This is a genomic window from Nitrospira sp. CR1.1 (assembly GCA_014055465.1).
Taxonomy (GTDB): domain Bacteria; phylum Nitrospirota; class Nitrospiria; order Nitrospirales; family Nitrospiraceae; genus Nitrospira_A.
This window is the reverse complement of the sequence record WIAF01000004.1, coordinates 126787-145672: the sequence shown is the minus strand read 5'-3', so window position 1 is coordinate 145672 and position 18886 is coordinate 126787. Positions and strand designations below refer to the sequence as shown.

At 59.1% G+C, this 18886-nt stretch carries 13 protein-coding genes and 1 pseudogene; 10 read left to right on the top strand and 4 right to left on the bottom strand.

The features are described 5' to 3' along the window. Window positions 1-67 precede the first annotated feature (67 nt). Window positions 68-583: a hypothetical protein gene (locus GDA65_09680; GenBank protein MBA5862962.1), complete on the top strand. Its 516-nt coding sequence runs from the start codon at window positions 68-70 to the stop codon at window positions 581-583. A 566-nt stretch (window positions 584-1149) separates the two neighbouring features. Here the strand turns inward: GDA65_09680 and GDA65_09675 are convergent. Then, complete coding sequence (locus GDA65_09675) at window positions 1150-2121, bottom strand: aldo/keto reductase (protein MBA5862961.1); 972 nt, start codon at window positions 2119-2121, stop codon at window positions 1150-1152. Between the two features lie 153 nt (window positions 2122-2274). Between GDA65_09675 and GDA65_09670 the strand changes: the two genes are divergently transcribed. After that, window positions 2275-3381, top strand: coding sequence for a phosphotransferase (locus GDA65_09670; GenBank protein MBA5862960.1), 1107 nt, complete (start codon window positions 2275-2277; stop codon window positions 3379-3381). 112 nt (window positions 3382-3493) lie between these two features. After that, a complete protein-coding gene (locus GDA65_09665; GenBank protein MBA5862959.1) occupies window positions 3494-4234 on the top strand; it encodes an NTP transferase domain-containing protein in 741 nt (246 codons plus the stop codon). A 253-nt stretch (window positions 4235-4487) separates the two neighbouring features. On the opposite strand, the gene GDA65_09660 is transcribed toward GDA65_09665, so the two are convergent. The 3 genes from GDA65_09660 to GDA65_09650 form a co-directional block, all read right to left on the bottom strand. Further along, entirely contained in the window at window positions 4488-5864 is a 1377-nt protein-coding gene (locus GDA65_09660; GenBank protein ID MBA5862958.1) for a response regulator, read from the bottom strand. A 19-nt stretch (window positions 5865-5883) separates the two neighbouring features. Further along, complete coding sequence (locus tag GDA65_09655) at window positions 5884-7206, bottom strand: DUF1015 family protein (protein MBA5862957.1); 1323 nt, start codon at window positions 7204-7206, stop codon at window positions 5884-5886. Window positions 7207-7470: 264 nt separating this feature from the next. Next, the gene (locus GDA65_09650; protein MBA5862956.1) at window positions 7471-8475 is read right to left on the bottom strand and encodes a hypothetical protein; all 1005 of its coding nucleotides are present in this window, start codon (window positions 8473-8475) and stop codon (window positions 7471-7473) included. 235 nt (window positions 8476-8710) lie between these two features. On the opposite strand from GDA65_09650, the gene gltB reads away from it, so the two are divergent. The 7 genes and pseudogenes from gltB (at window position 8711) to GDA65_09615 (ending at window position 18703) form a co-directional block, all read left to right on the top strand. Then, the gene (gene gltB, locus GDA65_09645) at window positions 8711-13231 is read left to right on the top strand and encodes a glutamate synthase large subunit (protein ID MBA5862955.1); all 4521 of its coding nucleotides are present in this window, start codon (window positions 8711-8713) and stop codon (window positions 13229-13231) included. Window positions 13232-13311: 80 nt separating this feature from the next. Beyond that, window positions 13312-14745: a glutamate synthase small subunit gene (gltD, locus tag GDA65_09640; GenBank protein MBA5862954.1), complete on the top strand. Its 1434-nt coding sequence runs from the start codon at window positions 13312-13314 to the stop codon at window positions 14743-14745. A 1035-nt stretch (window positions 14746-15780) separates the two neighbouring features. Then, window positions 15781-16029 (top strand): annotated as a pseudogene (locus GDA65_09635) (tyrosine-type recombinase/integrase). 68 nt (window positions 16030-16097) lie between these two features. Then, window positions 16098-16832 (top strand): GIY-YIG nuclease family protein, encoded by a 735-nt coding sequence (locus tag GDA65_09630; GenBank protein MBA5862953.1) that lies wholly within the window; start codon window positions 16098-16100, stop codon window positions 16830-16832. An 81-nt stretch (window positions 16833-16913) separates the two neighbouring features. Further along, window positions 16914-17597 carry an SAM-dependent methyltransferase gene (locus GDA65_09625; GenBank protein MBA5862952.1) on the top strand — a complete coding sequence of 228 codons (684 nt, stop codon included), beginning with the start codon at window positions 16914-16916 and terminating at the stop codon, window positions 17595-17597. 89 nt (window positions 17598-17686) lie between these two features. Beyond that, entirely contained in the window at window positions 17687-18112 is a 426-nt protein-coding gene (locus tag GDA65_09620) for a DUF3995 domain-containing protein (protein MBA5862951.1), read from the top strand. A gap of 63 nt (window positions 18113-18175) precedes the next feature. Further along, window positions 18176-18703 (top strand): VOC family protein, encoded by a 528-nt coding sequence (locus GDA65_09615; GenBank protein MBA5862950.1) that lies wholly within the window; start codon window positions 18176-18178, stop codon window positions 18701-18703. Window positions 18704-18886: the final 183 nt, after the last annotated feature.

Sequence of the window (18886 nt, the reverse complement as noted above, 5' to 3'; positions counted from 1 at the left end):
AGTTTCTTGCAGACTCACGGGCAGTATGTCATAGGGGTATGAGCGTTGCAACGAAACGGTTGGATTGATGACGGGCGATCACTTCTTGCGGCCGTGTGGCGGTTCCGGTCTCGAGATGAGTGTGGGAAGCGAGGAATTCACGAAGATGGCTTCTGAGCAGATGATCTCGGCTGAGATGCAGATAGCGTCGTCAATCACGCCCCTGTCGATTGTTCGATACTGGGGACCGGTGGGGCTGTATGCCGGTCTCATCTTTTTCGGCTCATCGATCTCGAGCCCGCCCGATGCGATTTCGTCGCTGCTGAAGGAACTGTCCGACAAAGTGCTACATCTCAGTGAATATGCGCTGCTCGGGGCCTTGATCTACCGTGCGTGCCGTCATGCGGCAGGTCCGCGGATGGCGCAACATGCGGTGTTGGCAGCGGTGGCCGGTTCGGCGCTCTATGGCATGAGCGATGAGACGCATCAATTGTTTGTGCCTCTTCGCGACGCGGATCTGTTGGATGTGGTCGCCGACACGGTTGGCGGGGCGGTGGGGGCGTGGGGCTGGCGTTGGATCGAGCGGCGTAGGTACTGCGACTAGGTTCCCAGCACGATCATTTCATCATCCAGTCCCTTCCGGGCTGTTCCCTGCCTTGCGGGGCCGTTGGTTGTCGCTAATCTCTGCGATGCGTCTCCCACGCGTCCCGTCTCCTCGATAGTACCGCACCGAACGCAACGTCGCGCACGAATCCAGACATGGCCTCCCGCGTCAACCCTGTCAATGTAGAGGTCGGCGACGAGGTGTCCTTGACAGTGTGAACAAGCGAGGCCGGCGGATTTGAGGCTGCCGGGCGAGGCGGTGTTCCTGTGCTGGTGTGTCAGAAAGGAAGGTGGTGGCATGGATGTCCTCCTCTGCGGGGATGGTGAATGGAGATGGATCGGAGGCTACGCAAAGAAGATGCCTGCGGGGCGCGACCGAGGCCGGCTGATTTGTGATGTGGCAGATGAGAGGAGGGCTACCGCACGGTAGCCGTGAACAGCGCGGTCACGTACGGTTTCGCCCGGGCATGTCAGGGGCGAAGGCGACCCGGCACTTGCGGGGAGCGAAGGTTATGGAATCCTGTGCGCAGGAAATATTTGCCGCAACCCTCCTCTCACTGTCTGCCCTTACCAGGCATAGGCTTCCGGGGCCGCCCCTCCGGGGCCGGGAAAAATCGCGTCCAGCGTCTTCAGTTGTTCTGGCGTCAATGTGAGGTCCAGGCTCAGGATCGCGTGGGTCAATTGTTCCATCGTGCGCGGACCGATAATGGGAGCGGTCACGGTTGGTTGGTGCAGAAGCCAGGCGAGGGCGACGGCAGCGGGCGCGGCGCTCAACGTGCTGCAGAACTGCTCATACGCCTCTAACTTCCGACGATGGATCTCGATGTCTTTGCGGACGTCCTCTTCCGCCCGGCGACCGCTTGCGCTCGGGCTCAACGCGCCGCCGAGCAATCCTCGCGCGAGGGGACTCCAGGGAATGATCCCGATGCCGTAGGCCTGACAGGCAGGAATCACTTCGAGTTCGACCGTTCGCTCAAGGAGATTGTAGAGACTTTGCTCGGAAATCAGTCCGAGAAAATGGCGCGATTGAGCCAACTCCTGCGCCCGGGCGATGTGCCAACCGGCAAAGTTACTACTACCAATGTAGAGCACTTTGCCTTCCCGGCACAGTTGCTCCATGGCCTGCCAGATTTCCTCCCAGGGGGAGTCGCGATCTATATGGTGCATCTGATAAAGATCGATATGGTCAGTCTTCAGTCGCCGCAGGCTGGCCTCGCAGGCGCGTTTGATATGCAAGGCTGACAGGCGCGATTCATTAGGCCAGTCCCCCATACGTCCGTAGACTTTAGTGGCCAGCACGACCTTCTCGCGCCGCCCGCCTCCCTGGGCCAGCCAGCGACCCACGATCTGCTCCGTCACGCCTTCCCCTAGCTTCCAGCCATAGACGTTGGCGCTGTCGAAAAAATTGATGCCCGATTCGAGGGCGTGATCCATGATCAGGCCACTGTCGGCTTCGGAGGTGTGAGGACCGAAGTTCATCGTGCCGAGGCACAGGCGACTGACACGCAAACCGGAGCGGCCGAGGTGAACGTATTGCATGGGGCCTCCTTGGCTAGAACGATCAGAATACCGGCTTCTGATGGACGCTGACAACCAATCACGGCATGGGTGACCGCGGGAGGCGCGGAGGTCGGATGCAGCAGGTGACTTTCTACTGGCAGTTCGGAACGGTTTGGCTATAATGCCGATCGTATGACCACGACAAACCCAGCCGCGCCTGCGGCGCCGCTTGCACCTCCCGATCCCGTACGTATTGGCAACACTGTCGCAACCAGGTTGCCGTTTCGCGGCGAGATGGCCGGACTCAGCCCGCTTGCGGGCGACGCGTCCAATCGCCGGTATTTCCGCATTGCCCTGAAGGGCACACCCCCGGCGCTGATTCTCATGCAGCTTGCCGACCCGGAAGGATTCAAGAAATCCGAGGAGGCGGTGAGTGGCGCGTCTGCTCACATTGCCGAATTGCCGTTCACCAATGTGCTGACGCATCTACAACGGACCGGCGTGACTGTGCCAACGCTGCACTACTTCGATCGCGAAGCCGGGCTGCTGTACCTGGAGGATTTCGGCGATCTGACGTTGGCGGAAGCCTGTCGCCACGCGGCCCCGGCCAAGCTCGATGCTTTGTATCGCCAGGCGATCGATCAACTGACTCTCCTGCAGGTGAAAGGCACCACACCGCCCGCGCCGGGCTGCATCGCGTTTCACCGGCGCTTCGATGTGCCGCTGTTGATGTGGGAATTCGACCACTTTCTCGAATATGGCATCACCGCCCGTATTGGTCGGCCGATGAAGGCCGAGGACGAGGCGGGTATTCGTATCGAGTTCAAGCGTATTGCCGGGTTGTTGGCCGGGCAGCCGCAGGTGTTGGTGCATCGCGATTACCATTCCCGCAACCTCATGGTGGATGGGGCACGCATGGGTATCATCGATTTTCAGGATGCGCTCATGGGGCCGGCCACGTATGATCTGGCGTCGCTGTTGAAGGATGCCTATATCGAATTAGATGATGCGGTTGTGGATGCGCTGGTCGAGCATTTTCTCGATCGCCTCGAGGGTTTGGGGGCGAAGGTCGACGACCGCGAGGCCTTTCGCCGCCTGTTCGATCTCACCAGCATCCAGCGCAATCTCAAAGCCGCCGGCCGGTTCGTGTATATCGATCGGGTGAAACACAATCCGAAATTTCTGGCCGATATCCCTCGCGTGCTGGGGTATGTCAAACGGAACCTCGCAAAATATCCCGAGCTGGCTACACTCCGGCAGCACCTCGCGCCGTACGTGACTGAACTGCAAGAACCGTAAGACGAAAAACGTAAAACGTGAAACGGGTTGTGAGAGAACGATTCCGCACGATCATGTCCCTTTCGCGTTCCACGTTTCACGTTTCACTTTTCACCTTTCACGCCTGGTCGGTATGAAGGCGATGATTCTTGCAGCCGGCCTTGGCACTCGGCTGAGACCGCTGACCGATACCACCCCGAAACCGCTCCTTCCGGTCGCCGGCACGCCGATGATCGTCTGGAACCTGCTGCTTCTGAAGCGGCATGGCATTCGTGACGTCATCATCAACCTGCATCATCTGGGCACGATGATTTCGCAAGCCCTGGGCGACGGCCGCGCGCTGGGGATGCGAATCGTCTATTCGCACGAGCCGGTCATTCTCGGCACCGGCGGGGGAATCAAGCAGGCGGAACCGCATTTCAATGGTGAACCGGTGTTGATTCTGAACGGCGACACGCTGTTCGAACTGGATCTCGGCGCATTGATCGCGTTTCATGTGGCGCAACAGGCTGCGGCGACCCTGGTGTTGCGGCAGGACCCTGAAGCCGCACGGTGGGGACTGGTCGAGGTGACGGATCGGGGTGAAGTGGTTCGGATTACCGGACGTGGGTTGTCTGAGCCAATCCCGACGACCGCACGCATGTTTGCGGGCATCCACATTCTCCATCCCCGTTTGTTGCGGTACCTGCCAGTTGGCAAGGAATGTTCGATCATCGATGCCTACGTGAAAGGCATTCAGGATGGAGAGCGAATCGTAGGATTTGATTTCGACGGATTCTGGAGCGACGTGGGAACGCCGGAACGTTACGCACAAGTTGAGCAGGACGCGGCGGCGGGACGACTCAGTCTGTCTGCTCGCTCAGCGAGTAACTAAGCTGAATATCGGGGGAATGCCCAGTCTGTGAGCGTGCTAGCGAATGGAGTTGGCTGTACAGGATGGTCAAAACGATTGTCCAGCAAGGCCGCAGCGAGGTCCACGGCGCGAAGCATAATGAGCGCCACGCTTGTGGACGCCGGCGAGATGGTGAGCCGGCCGTGTCTTAGGGCCGAGGCGTACCCGTAGGGTACGTTGAGGGCCTGAGCGATGCGAGAACGAAGCTGGCGGTCGTTTTCACCATCCTGCTTGGTTATTCCGCTGGCGTAGGCTTACGCTGCTTGATCAGGCGCGCGAGATAGGTACGCTGCAGGTCCAGAAATTCCGCCGCCTTCGTCTGATTTCCCGCCGCTTTTTCCAATGCCCGATCGATGATATAGGCACTGTGCGCCTCCATGGACTCATGGTAGGTGAGATTCATATAGGGAAGCGCATGATCGGCCCCGCCTTTGCCTGCCGCGTCATCGGGGGACAAGGCCAGAAATTCCGGTTCGATCACGTCATGCGGGCTGAGCACGACTGCGCGCGACAGGACATTGTCGAGTTCGCGGATGTTGCCGGGCCAGGAGTAGTGCGTCAGCGCGGCCCTGGCCGCCGCACTCAGGGTCACGCCGGGGCGCTTTGCCTCGTAGGCATGCCGCTTGAGGAAAAATTCCGCGAGCTGGACGATGTCTTCGCTCCGTTCCCGCAAGGGAGGGAGCGTAAAGCTGACGACGTTGAGCCGAAAGAAGAGATCCTCCCGGAACTGTCCGGCCTTGACCGATTGCCGGAGATCCTTGTTGGTAGCCGCCACGAAGCGAATGTTGACCGACACCGACCGTGTGCCGCCGACCCGTTGAAACTCCTTGTCCTGCAGCACTCGCAGAAGCTTCGCCTGCAACGGCAGGGGCATGTCCCCGATCTCGTCGAGAAAGACCGTCCCGCCCTCCGCCATTTCAAGTTTGCCCTTCTGCAGCCGATCCGCTCCGGTGAAGGCGCCGCGTTCGTGGCCGAAGAGTTCGTTCTCGAGCAGCGTTTCGGTGAGGGCCACGCAGTTGATGACGACCATGGGCATGCTCTGCCGCGGGCTCCACTGATGGATGGATCGTGCGAAGAGTTCCTTGCCGGTCCCGCTTTCTCCCAGCAGGAGAATGCTGGCATCCGACTTGGCGGCGCGCTGGGCTGATTCGATGATGCTCCTGATCTTCGGACTGTCTCCGACAATGGTGGCATAGCGGTTCTGCACGTCGGACTTGAGGGCGGCGACCTGTCGCTTTAACGAGTCCCGTTCCAGCGCTTTTTGAATCACGATCAGCAGGTGATCTTTTTCCAACGGCTTGGTCAGAAAGTCATACGCGCCGTGGCGCATGGCTTCGACCGCGTCGGGAATCGTGCCGGCAGCGGTCATGACGATCACCGGAATGTCTTCGCATTGCTTGTTCTGGGCCATGCGTTTCAGGACGTCCATGCCTTTGAGGCGCGGTAGGTACAGATCCAGCAGAACCAGATTGGGTGATTCCTGTTCGATGAGTTCAAGCCCACGTTGGCCGTCGCCGGCGGTGAGCGTTTTGTATCCGCCCGCATCAAGGCGATCCTGTAACATCGTCACGATGTCTTGATCGTCATCGACTATGAGTACCTTGGCCTTCATCGCGTCCTGCGTGTCATTCTTAGCCTTCCATCACATTCATGACCAGGCCTGTCAGCGGCTTGGGAAAGAAGTAGGTCGACTTGTGGGGCATCCGTTCGCCCGCTGAGGCGACCGCTTTGACTTCGGCCACCTTCGTCGGGTTGAGCAGGAGGGCAGCCGTGCCTTTTCCCTGGCGCACCCAATTCAGTGCTTCGTGGTCATCTTTCGAATACACCATGGCTTCCTGCTCCTGCTGGCTCGGGCAGAGCGTGGCAATCACATGCTGCTGTAGGAGCGACACGTCCAGGCGATCGCGCGGTGACGCGGACGCCGTGGGGCGATGGGATTCCCGTAGGGTCAGCAGGTAATAATTTGAATCGTTCTTTAGGGCTAAGCCGAACATCGGCACGGACTGTCCCTGGCTGCGTAGCCGGTCGATGAATTGCGCGCGCACCTGCGATTCATTGCCTGCTTGAAAGGGGAGTGCAGTGACCTCAAACACCGGATCGAATTTCCCCAGCAGATCCTTCGTCGCCGGAACCGGTGTCGTCAGGACACGATGGGTCGGCAGCACGGTCAGGCCCTTGTCCTCCAGGCTCGCGAACAGCATCAGCACGTTGTCGTAAGGTTGTGGTGAGGTGGCGGCTCCAGCCTGTTGCCGTCTGGATTTGCGGTAGTTGAGAGCCGTTTCGTACCGATGATGGCCGTCGGCGATGAACAGTTGTTTCGTGTGCATGATCTGGACGACCTTTGCGAGGACCTTCGCATCGGTGACACTCCACAACTGCTGCCGGAATCCCTCGTCGTCCTGGAAATCGATGCGCGGTTTCTCCGTAGCGATCGACTGTTCGAGCAAGGTGAGGACCTCGTTCTGGGGGTCCGAATACAGCGAAATGATGGCGCTGAAATTGGCGCGGCAGGCTTCGAGGAGATTGAGCCGGTCGGTTTTCGCCGCCGCGCGGGTGTTCTCGTGCGGATAGATCTTGCCCGAACCGAATTCTTCAAGCTCCACCGTCGACAGGAATCCTTTGAAGACCTTGGTCGGTGTGCCGGGTGCAGAGTAGGGCGGCCGGTATTCGATGGTGTGGTAGTAGACTGCCGGCTGGGAGTCCTTGCGGAGGGCCCCGGTCTTCAGCCAGTCGGTAAGGGCAGCCGTGGCGCGGGTGTACTTATTGTTGCCAGGCATGTCGCCCGCTTGTTCGTAGCCGAGTTCCAGGCGGATGACATTGTTCGGGTGGCGGTCGTGCAACGTCTTTTGCAGCGTGCTGTCGATAATGTCGTAAGGCGGTGCGACCACCTGCTTGACGTCGCCGATCGTCGTGGGATTATAGAGGGTGCCGTGAAAGGGGATGACGTGTGCCATGCGGTTCTATCCTTTTTTCTCTATGGGTACGGTGTGGCATGCGGGCTGTCGGGAAAAGCCGCCGGCGGAAAGTTGACGGACAGCCTTTCCGAACAGCCTGCGGCGGTTGCTGTGCAAGCGTGTGAGTCTTCGAGCGTCATATAACCGTAGTGGGTAGGGACTTGCCATTTTTTATGGGTTCATCCGGCGGCGAAATACAACCGTCACGGAACGAATTCACACGGTCAGCAGAGCGTGGGCGTTGTGAAGCCGGACGGCGGCAACTCAGCGGTCGCGAGTCACCATATAGTCGGCGGCGATGGACAGGGCGCGTTTGGCGGTGTTGTCGTGGAACAGGTCGAGATCCCGTTTGGCGGCGGTGACAAACGCGTGCGCCCGTTCCATGGCGTAGGCGATGGACCCATACTCCTGCATCAAGGCGACGATACGGCGCAGTTCCTCATCAGTCAAGGTCCTGGTTTCCATGCGATCTTTGATCAACTGCCGGTCCGGTTCCGAGCAATGTTGCAAGAGATGCAACAGCGGCAGCGTCGCTTTGCCTTGCCGAAGGTCCTGCCCGAGCGTTTTGCCCAGATGTTCGCCGTTGGCGGTGTAGTCCAGTGTGTCGTCCGCCAGTTGGAACGCAATGCCCAGCCGCTGTCCGAAGCGGAACAGCGCCTCCTGTAATTCCTCCGTCGCTCCGCCGACGATCGCGCCGATTTTGCAGGAGGCCGCAATCAATCCGGCGGTTTTATGCTCGATGATGCGGAGATACTCCGGTTCCGGCATCAGCGGATTGCCGTTGTAATACAGTTGAAGGACTTCGCCTTCGGCCATCTTTCGGCAGGCTTCCGAGAGCGCTTCGTTGATCCCTTGATTGCGGAAGTCGACGATCTGGCAGATGGCCCGGGAATAGAGATAATCACCCACGAGGATGCTGATTTGATTGCCCCAGACTTTACTCGCGGTACGGCGGCCCCGTCGCAGATCGGCGTCGTCCACGACGTCATCGTGCAGCAGGGTGGCGGTATGGATAAATTCAACGAGACTGCCGAGGGCTTGGTGGTCCTGGCCGGCGTATCCGCAGAGATGGGCGCTCAGGAGAACAAAGAGGGGACGGACGCGTTTACCGCCACTGTTCAAGATGTGGGCGGCGACCGTATTGACCAGGTCTACGCTGGAGTCGAGATTTTTCCGGATCTGTTCCTCGACCCCCTCGAGCTCTTCACGATACACGTCCCAGACATCGGCCATGCTGTGGAGTGTGAGAGTGGACGGTCCGTTCGACATGGGGCGGATAGTAGGGCAGGAAACTCCACTAAGTCAAGCGCTGGTCGGCGGGTTTGTGCTTCGGTTTGCGTCGCCGTTCTCTTGACAGTATAACGGCCCATCCAGTAAGGTGACCCTTCGCTGATTTCCCCAACTGAATGGTAGCAGTCACCGTGGTCGTGCGACAGCTTCAATGTCCCCGAGAGGGGAGTCTGTTCCCCGGTTCATTGCCTGCCTCTAGACGAGAATACGTGCCATGAATGTACCAGGGCTTCCTCCCAAACAAGGGCTTTATGATCCGCAGCACGAGAAAGACTCGTGCGGAGTCGGATTTGTCGTCGATATCAAGGGCCAACGCTCGCATCGGATCGTGGAGCAGGGACTTCAGGTTTTAGAAAGCCTGACCCACCGCGGCGCGCAGGGGTGCGATCCCTGTACCGGAGACGGCGCAGGCATCCTGCTTCAAGTCCCGCATGAGTTCTTCAAGCGTGCCGCAAAGGACAGCGGGATCAAGTTGCCCGGAGCGGGAGAGTATGGCGTCGGCATGGTGTTTTTGCCACCCGATGCCGATGCCCGCGCGCAGTGCGAGACGGTGTTCACTCGGGTGATCAAGGACGCGGGCGCGAAGCTGCTGGGCTGGCGCGATGTGCCGGTCAAGAGCGATGCCATCGGACCGGTTGCGCGCAGCACTGAGCCGTTCATGCGGCAGGTCTTTATCGCTCGCGGTATTTTCACGGATGAGGAATTCGAGCGGCGCTTGTACGTCATCCGCAAGTGCGCGGAGCGGGCGGTGCGCGAATCCGCCATTGAAGGCCGCGACTATTTTTATATCCCGAGTTTGTCCAGCAGCACCATCGTGTTCAAAGGGCTCCTGCTCCCGCACCAGATCCCGCAGTATTATCAGGATCTCACCGACAGCAGCCTGACGAGCGCCATGGCCCTCGTCCACTCCCGCTTCAGCACGAATACGTTTCCCACCTGGCCGCTGGCTCATCCCTATCGCTACATTTGCCACAATGGCGAGATCAACACGTTGAAGGGCAATGTCAATTGGATGCGCGCGCGGCAGGGGCGGCTGAATTCCGAGCTGTTCGGCGAGGACATGAAAAAGCTCTTCCCGATCGTCTACGAGAATCAGAGCGACTCGGCCAGCCTGGATAACGCCTTGGAATTTCTGGTGCTCGGCGGCCGATCACTGCCGCACGCGATGATGATGTTGATCCCGGAACCGTGGGTCGCCAATCCGCAGATGGATCTGGATCGCCGTGGGTTCTATGAGTACCACGCCGCGATGCAGGAACCCTGGGATGGCCCCGCGGCTGTCTGTTTCACCGACGGCAAACTGATCGGTGCCACATTGGACCGGAACGGGTTGCGCCCATGCCGGTATCAAGTGACGACCGATGGATTGGTCGTGTTGGCTTCTGAAGCCGGTGTCTTGCCGATGGACCCGCAGCGCATCCGTCAAAAGGGCCGTTTGATGCCGGGCCGCATGTTCCTGGTCGATACCGAGCAGGGCCGCATCATCGACGACGAGGAAGTCAAAGCCGATATCGTTCGTCGCAAGCCGTATCGGTCCTGGGTCACCGAGCATCGCATTTCCCTGGATGAGTTACCCGATCCGATCAACGTGCCGCAGCCTGACCATCCCACGATTCGGCAGCGTCAACAGGCGTTCGGGTACACCATCGAAGAACTGAAGATGGTCATCACCCCGATGGTGGTGGAGGGGCAGGAAGCCATCTCCTCGATGGGCACGGACACGCCGCTTGCGGTGTTGTCTGAACGGCCGCAGCTGCTCTTCAAATACTTCAAGCAACTGTTTGCACAGGTGACGAATCCGCCGATCGATCCGATCCGCGAAGAACTCGTGATGTCGCTCACCACCAGCATCGGCCCCAAGCCCAATCTGATGGACGAGCATCCGGAATCGGCCCGCCGTATCCGGGTGAAACAGCCGATTTTGACGAATGCCGATCTGCACAAGATCCGCGAGATTGCCGATCCGCATTTCAAGAGCAAGACGTTGAAGATGTTGTTCCGCGTGGCCGAAGGTCCGGAAGGATTGGGGGCTGCGGTGGATGATCTCTGCCGGCAGGCGTCGCAAGCGATTCGTGAAGGCTACAAATTCCTCATCCTCAGCGATCGCGGGGTGAATGCGGAATGGGCGCCGATCCCGAGTCTGCTCGGTGTGGCGGCGGTCCATCACCATCTGGTGCGGGAATGCACGAGAACCGAGGTCGGCCTGACGGTGGAAACCGGCGAGCCGCGCGACGTGCATCATTTCGCCTGCTTGATCGGCTTCGGCGCCGGGACTGTGAATCCCTATCTGGTCTTCGAATCGCTCGTGGACCTGGAGCGCGACGGGTATTTCCCGGAAGGATTGGACTCGGCGACCGCCGAGGGCAAGTTCATCAAAGCCATTAACAAAGGCCTGCTCAAGATTTTCTCGAAGATGGGTATCTCCACGGTGCAGTCGTACTGCGGCGCGCAGATTTTCGAAGCGATCGGGCTCAATCACGAATTGATTGATCGATACTTCACCGGCACGCCGTCGAGGATCGAAGGTATCGGCGTTCGTGAGATCGGGGAAGAGACGTTGCGCCGTCACCGGGTGGCCTATGAGCCGGTCCCGATTCGTCAGCTGGATTTCGGCGGCGAGATTCACTACCGGATTCAGGGCGAGCACCACAACTGGAATCCGGATACCATCTATAAGCTGCAGCATGCGACGAAGAATAACGATCCCAAGACATTCGCTGAGTTCTCCCAATTGGTGAATGACGAGAGCAAACGTCGCTCGAACCTGCGCGGCCTGCTGGAGTTCAAGTTTCTCCCTGAGCCGATCGCGTTGGACGAAGTGGAGCCGGCCAAGGACATCGTCAAACGCTTCACCACCGGAGCCATGTCGTTCGGTTCTATCAGTAGAGAAGCGCATGAGACGTTGGCCATCGCCATGAACCGGCTGGGCGCCAAGAGCAACACAGGCGAAGGAGGCGAAGATCCGGAACGATTCGCGCCGCTCCCGAACGGGGACTCCCGCAACAGCTACATCAAGCAGGTGGCGTCGGCGCGATTCGGGGTCACGAGCCATTACCTCGTGAACGCCAAGGAACTGCAAATCAAGATGGCGCAGGGCGCCAAGCCCGGTGAAGGCGGTCAGTTGCCAGGTCACAAGGTCGATGAGAACATCGCGCGGCTACGCTACTCCACGCCCGGCGTGCAGCTTATTTCACCGCCGCCGCACCATGACATCTATTCCATCGAAGACCTGGCGCAGCTCATCTTCGACTTGAAGAATGCCAATTCCGATGCGGCCGTCTCGGTGAAGCTGGTCTCCGAAGTCGGCGTCGGCACGGTAGCCGCCGGAGTGGCCAAGGCCCATGCGGACAAGGTGCTCATCAGCGGCGATTCAGGCGGGACCGGCGCCTCTCCGCTTTCCTCCATCAAGTACGCCGGTGTGCCTTGGGAATTGGGATTGGCGGAAACGCATCAAACGCTGGTGCTCAACGATTTGCGCGGACGGATTCGGGTAGAGACCGACGGCCAGATGAAGACCGGGCGTGATGTGGCCATTGCGGCGCTGTTGGGGGCGGAAGAATACGGATTTGCCACGGCACCGCTCATCATCGAAGGCTGCATCATGATGCGGAAATGCCACCTCAATACCTGCCCTGTCGGCATTGCAACTCAGGATCCGGTCTTGCGCAAGAAGTTTACCGGCCAGCCGGAGCATGTCGTCAATTTCTTCTTCTTTATCGCCGAAGAGTTGCGGCAGATCATGGCGAAGCTGGGATTCCGCACCATTAATGAAATGGTCGGGCGCGTGGACAAGCTCAAGATCCACAAGGCCGTCGAACATTGGAAGGCCAAGGGTCTGGATCTGACGCCGTTGCTGAAGATGCCTGAAGTCGGTCCTGAAGTGCCGCGGTATTGCGTGCAGAAGCAGGATCACGGCATTGCCGAGATTTTGGACCGCACGCTTATCGAAGAATGCGCACCGGCGATTGCTCAGGGTCAAAAAGTGACCCTCGAACTGCCGATCCGGAATCTGAACCGGACTGTGGGCACCATGTTGTCGAGCCAGGTCTCAAAGAAATACGGCCAGGAGGGATTGCCTGCTGACACGATCACAATTAAGTTCAACGGATCGGCCGGCCAGTCATTCGGGGCATTTCTCTCGCGCGGCATCACCCTGATCCTCGAAGGCGAGTCCAACGACTATATCGGCAAGGGATTGTCGGGCGGCAAGATTATCGTCTTCCCTCCGAAGAATGCGATTTACACGCCGGAAGAAACCATTCTCGTCGGTAATACGTCGCTCTATGGCGGCACGCAGGGCGAAGCCTATTTTTATGGTATGGCCGGCGAACGGTTCGCGGTGCGAAACAGCGGTGTGCGTGCCGTCGTCGAGGGAACCGGCGACCACGGGTGTGAATATATGACCGGCGGAGTCGTGGCAGTCTTGGGCCGCACCGGTAGGAATTTCGCCGCCGGTATGTCAGGCGGGGTGGCGTTTGTCTTAAACGAGTTGGATAAGTTCCAGTCTCGTTGCAACTTGGGCATGGTCGAGCTGGAGCCGGTTGTCAGCGACGAGGATAAGCGGCTGTTGCACGACATGATCACGTCGCACTTCCTCTATACCGGCAGCCGCAATGCCAAGCGTATTCTGGATGGTTGGGAGGCGATCCTGCCCAAGTTTGTGAAGGTCATGCCGATCGATTATAAGCGGGTGCTAGCCGAGCGGAAGGCCGCTGCAGCCAAAGTGCAAAAATAGATGGCGCGCGTCTGTTGACGCGCACGTGTGAGCAATCCAGATCGATAGCTGAGCTACGAAGGACGAGAGACGAATTAGCGATGGGTGATCCGAAAGGCTTTTTGAAATACGCGCGTGAGGGACCGAAGCGCAAACCGGTCGAGTTGCGCGTGCTCGACTGGAAAGAAATGTACGAGCCCATCCCTGAGGAAAAGCTCAAGGTGCAAGGCGCGCGCTGCATGGATTGCGGTGTGCCTTTTTGCCAGGGCAATACCGGCTGTCCTGTCGTGAATCTCATTCCCGAGTGGAACGATCTCGTCTATCGCGGGCGCTGGAAAGATGCGCTCAAGGCGTTGCACACCACGAACAATTTTCCGGAATTCACCGGCCGTCTCTGCCCTGCGCCCTGCGAAGGCGCCTGCGTGCTGGGCATCAACAGCGACCCGGTGTCGATCCGCGTGCTCGAATGGAACATCATCGATCGCGGCTTCAACGAAGGCCTGGTTGAGCCGGCCTTGCCAGTCAGAAAAACGGGCAAGACGGTCGCCATCATCGGGTCTGGTCCGGCCGGTCTGGCGGCTGCGCAGCAGTTGGCGCGCGCCGGTCATAGCGTCACCGTGTTCGAGAAGGCCGATCGTATCGGCGGGTTGCTGCGGTACGGCATCCCCGATTTCAAGATGGAAAAGTGGGTGATTGACCGGCGGTTGGAGCAGATGAAAGCCGAGGGCGTGGAATTCAGAACCGGTGTGACGGCGGGAGTCGATATCACCGGTGACCAGTTGCGCCAACAGTTCGATGCGGTGGGGTTGACCATGGGCGCGGAAATGGCGCGCGATCTGCCGGTGCCGGGTCGTGAACTCAAGGGCATCCATTTCGCCATGGAATACCTTACGCAGCAGAACAAGCGGACGGCAGGGATCTCCGTGTCCGAGGAGCCGATCACCGCCAAGGGGAAGCGCGTGGTGATCATCGGAGGCGGCGACACCGGGTCCGATTGCCTGGGAACCGCGCATCGCCAGGGCTGCAGTGAAGCGCATCAGTTCGAAGTGCTGCCGGAGCCACCGCCCACGCGTGCGGGCACGACTCCGTGGCCGCTCTGGCCGATGCAACTCCGCACCTCGCATGCACACGAAGAAGGCTGCGATCGTCAGTGGAGTGTGTCCACTACTAAATTCACCGGTCACAACGGGCATGTCACCAAGCTGCATGCCAATCGTGTGAAGTTCGAAGGCGGTAAGTTCGTCCCCATGCCCAATACGGCCTTTGAACTGGATGCGGATCTTGTGCTCCTCGCCATGGGCTTCACAGGCCCGGTGCGCAACGGATTCCTCGACAGCCTTGGCGTGAATTGTGACGCGCGCGGCTGCGTGACCGTCAACGAGAACTTCATGACCAACCTCGACGGCGTCTTTGCCGGCGGCGATACCAAGCGCGGCGCCTCCCTCATCGTCTGGGCCATCGCCGAAGGGCGCAAGATGGCGGCAGGCGTGGATAAGTATCTGCAAGCCAACAAGTCTGCGAAAACAGGCCGCTGAAAAAGCCTCCCAGCGTCGTTCTCGCTTCGCTCAAACCCTCAACGTACCCGAAACAGTACGCCTCGGGTTTTCGCTCGCTGCGGCCTAGCTGGATAGGCTTTTTGAGCGGCCTGGAGTGACTGTAAAGATCCCTTGTCGGTAATCCGCTGGGCTTGTCACGTGGTCATCTCTGCCACTGTAAGATCGACTGCTAATTGTATCCGTATCCGCTAAAATAGTGCCATGTCGGTCTTTGAACCTATATTTCAAATACTGAATACGGCAGGAGTGCACTATGTTGTCGTGGGCGGCCTCGCCACAAAAGACTCTTTTCACTCACCCACTCCGGCACGTCGAGACGCGCTTTTCACCAAGCGTCGTTCTCGCTTTATAATTCAAAAATCATAGTCTCGCCTGGTCAATTCTTATACTAGACTAGCGCAACGCGCGGCCTCCGAAGGATTGGAAGGGTAGCCTGGCCGTCCTCCTGCTCGCGGAACGCGCACGATCAGAATGTGCTCGTTCGACGCGCGCAATCGAGGATCGACCAGGCTGCCCTTGAAAATGAAATGGGGAAGTGTGAAGACGTGCGCAGGGGAAGATCAATCAGCCCCCATCCCCAGAGACATAACGCGCAAGCGTGGAGGAGAGAGGGCAGACTAGATGCTCTCCTGTGCTCGTGCAACGCGCGGTCGCAGACTCCCCTCGTTGGACACGCACAGCGGGAGAGCATCTAGCCTGCCCTCAAGGCTGAAGAGACGAATAGGAAGGCGGTGGTTGCTCGATGCGCGTCGTGAAGGCCTGTCTGGCGATTCCCCTCAAGATTTGGAAGTGGCAAGTAGAGAATTGGAAATCCCTCCCCGGACTCAGCCCATGGTGTGGAACCCTCGGTTTGTAACTGACCAACTGTAATGGAAGTATTTCTCAGGGCAGCCATTCGGGTGGCGCTTGACGCCGCACATGAATCCGCCGAAAATATGCGCCGTGATTGATGTTTCCCCTCATCGGGCTTTGTTCTGAAATGAAGAAGAGACAGCGTGATTCAGAAGATACTGGCGCCATCACATTGACGAATCACTGGTACAGAAAGTTGTCAGGAAGGCCGTGGCGAAGGCCGGGCTCACGAAACGAGCCACGTGCCATACGTTCCGCCACTCGTTTGCCACGCACCTGCTCGAACGCGGCTCTGACATTCGAACCATTCAGGAATTGTTGGGGCATCGCGACATCAAAACAACGATGATCTACACGCATGTGCTCAACCGAGGGCCAGGGGGTGTTCGCAGTCCCCTGGACGGATGGTGAGCTTCCTCAACGAGGTGGTGTGATGCGGATACGCATAAGAACCCGTGATAAAGGGTCGATGAGGAGACGTGATCACCAAGGCCCAAATCATCTCGGAGATCAAGCGCACCGCGCAGGGGAACGGCGGATCTCCGCTGGGTACAGCGCGTTTTGAGACCGAGACCGGCATCAGGTCCTCGGACTGGATGGGCAAGTTCTGGGCTCGTTGGGGCGACGCTTTGGTTGAGGCTGGATTCCAGCCGAACGTCCTTCAGGGTCCGCGCGGCGAGGACGATCTGCTGGAAAGCCTCGTCCTCTTCGCCCGCGAACTCGGCCACTTTCCGGTCGCGAACGAGATCAAGTTGAAGGCCAGAACCGAGCCCGGCTTCCCGTGGCACAACACCTTCTCGCGCTTCGGCGGTAAGCAGAAGCTAGCTGCGCGGGTGCGCGAGTTCGCTCTGACGCGTGGCTACGAAGATGTAGCGCAGCTTTGTGACCCGGTGATCGCTCGTCTTGCCAGGAGCGAGCCGAATGCTGCCGAGGACGCGGCGGTGGAGGCCGAGCCGGATCTCAGGTACGTGTACTTGCTGAAGTCCGGTCGCTTTTTCAAGGTCGGCCGTTCGAACGCAGTGGGTCGGCGAGAGCGTGAGTTGGCAATTCAACTTCCCGAGGAGGCGAAGGTCGTTCACTCGATCAAGACCGATGATCCGGTGGGCATCGAGAACTACTGGCACGGTCGATTCAGTGATCGCCGGAAGAATGGTGAATGGTTTGAACTCACGGCCAAGGATGTTACCGCGTTCAAGCGGCGCAAGTTCATGTGACCGGCTAACAACCGGTTGCAGCGGACGGTCCGCTCCGCGGCCCGCCGCTGAACCGGCACGTTAGACATCCGGGCAAAACCAATGGGATTCACACTCGATAAGGTTGTACCGTGGGGACGCTCCTATGACGAATACGTCGCCATGTTTGACCTCACAAGCTCCGACCTGAAGCTTCGGGTGATTGGCTGTGGTGATGGTCCAGCCGGATTCAATGCGGAACTCACGAGGCGTGGTGGAACGGTCGTCTCTGTTGACCCGATCTACGCCTTCGACACTTCGCAGATTAGGGGTCGTGTTCATGAGACGTATGAAACCGTGATGGCTCAAATGAAGAAGAACCACAGCGATTATGTTTGGACTGCTATCTCGTCTATTGAAGAGTTTGAGCACGTTCGTATGTCCGCCATGAACGCCTTTCTGTCCGACTACGACCTCGGAAAGAGTGAAGGACGATATATCGCCGGGGAACTACCCGCGCTTCCGGTCGAAAGCGGAAGTTTCGACATCGCCTTGTCATCCCATTTCTTGTTTCTTTACAGTGCTCATTTGTCGGCTGAGTTTCACATTCAGGCGCTCAAGGAGATGCTGCGGGCGGCCCGCGAAGCCAGAGTGTTTCCCGTGCTGACGCTTGATGGAACTAAGTCGCCACACATGGGCGTCGTAACTGAAGCTCTTGAACGGCACGGGTTCGGTGTTGAGGTGAGACCTGTCCCTTACGAATTTCAAAGGGGCGGAAACGAAATGCTACTGGTTCATCATGTCTAACGAGTCGGTCGAGAGGGACGCTTCGCAAGCGGGCTCCACCCGCTTGCGAAGCGTCCCTCACCTTCAACGTTAGGCGTCAGGAAGAAGGGATGCACGTCACACTGGCCACTGCCCTCATCGCTATCTTCTCAGCTCTCGCGTTGCTTCATATCTACTGGGCGCTCGGGGGCCGCTGGGCGTTTGAGGGCGCCCTTCCCACTGAAGGCGGTCGTCCGGTCTTCGTTCCGGGTCCAGGAGCATCCGCTGCTGTCGCCATCGCATTGCTCATGGCGGGGGCCGTGTGTGGCTTGCAGGCGGGCGTTCTGACGTCTGGGTTTCCGGCCTGGCTTCCGCATCTCGGCGTCTGGGGCGTCTCATTCGTGTTCGCGGCGCGGGCGGTGGGCGAATTTCGATACGTGGGCTTCTTCAAGCGCGTACAGGGCACGGTCTTCGCGCGCCGAGATTCGCGGTTCTACAGCCCACTGTGCATGGCAATCTCGTTACTGGCCGCGGGGCTTGCTCTTACATCTCCATAGCTGGCGCGGCTGCCGCCTAACAAGCGGCTGCAGCTGAGCCGCGATCCGTTAGACCGCTTCGGTATGCACAGAAACCATAGGAGTCCGACCATGACAAAGCCAGTACTGGCCCCAGCGTTCTGCCAAGTGGCCTGGGTCGTCCGAGACCTTGCGGCCGCCGAGAAGTTCTTCGTTGAAACGATGGGAATCAGCCGCTTCATGCACATGGACAACCTTGCCGCAAAGGACACCGAGGGCACTTATCTCGGGAAGCCCGGGAACTGGGTCTGCAACCTTCACATCGCCTACGCAGGAGACACCCAGATCGAACTGATCCAGCCTGTCTCGGGGGCCAGCATGTACCAGGAGTCACTTGATCGCCACGGTGACGCCGTTCAGCACGTGGCGTACTGGCTGGACGATGCGGACTATGACGCCGCAGCCGCTCACCTGGAGTCCTCGGGCTATCCCAAGATTCAGAGCTTCCGGTTGCCCATCTTACGTGTCGGCTACTACGACACGCGTCGGGTTATTGGCGTCGTCACCGAGATTGTCGGTTCCGCCGAAGCAGGCCATGAGCTCCGGCGCAATCTGAAGTCTGGTAACTTTTGAGGTAGTCGGGCAGCGGTCTAACAACCGGTTGCAGCGGACGGCGCTGCGCGCCGCTGTTGAACCGGCGCGTTAGAACGCAGGGAGGCTGTTCGGTCCAGTGAAGGAAGATCAAACCTTTGAGGCTGACTTCTGAGGAGGAACAAAGGGGTCGGAGGAACAAAGGGGTCGGGAGTCTTTCTGGAT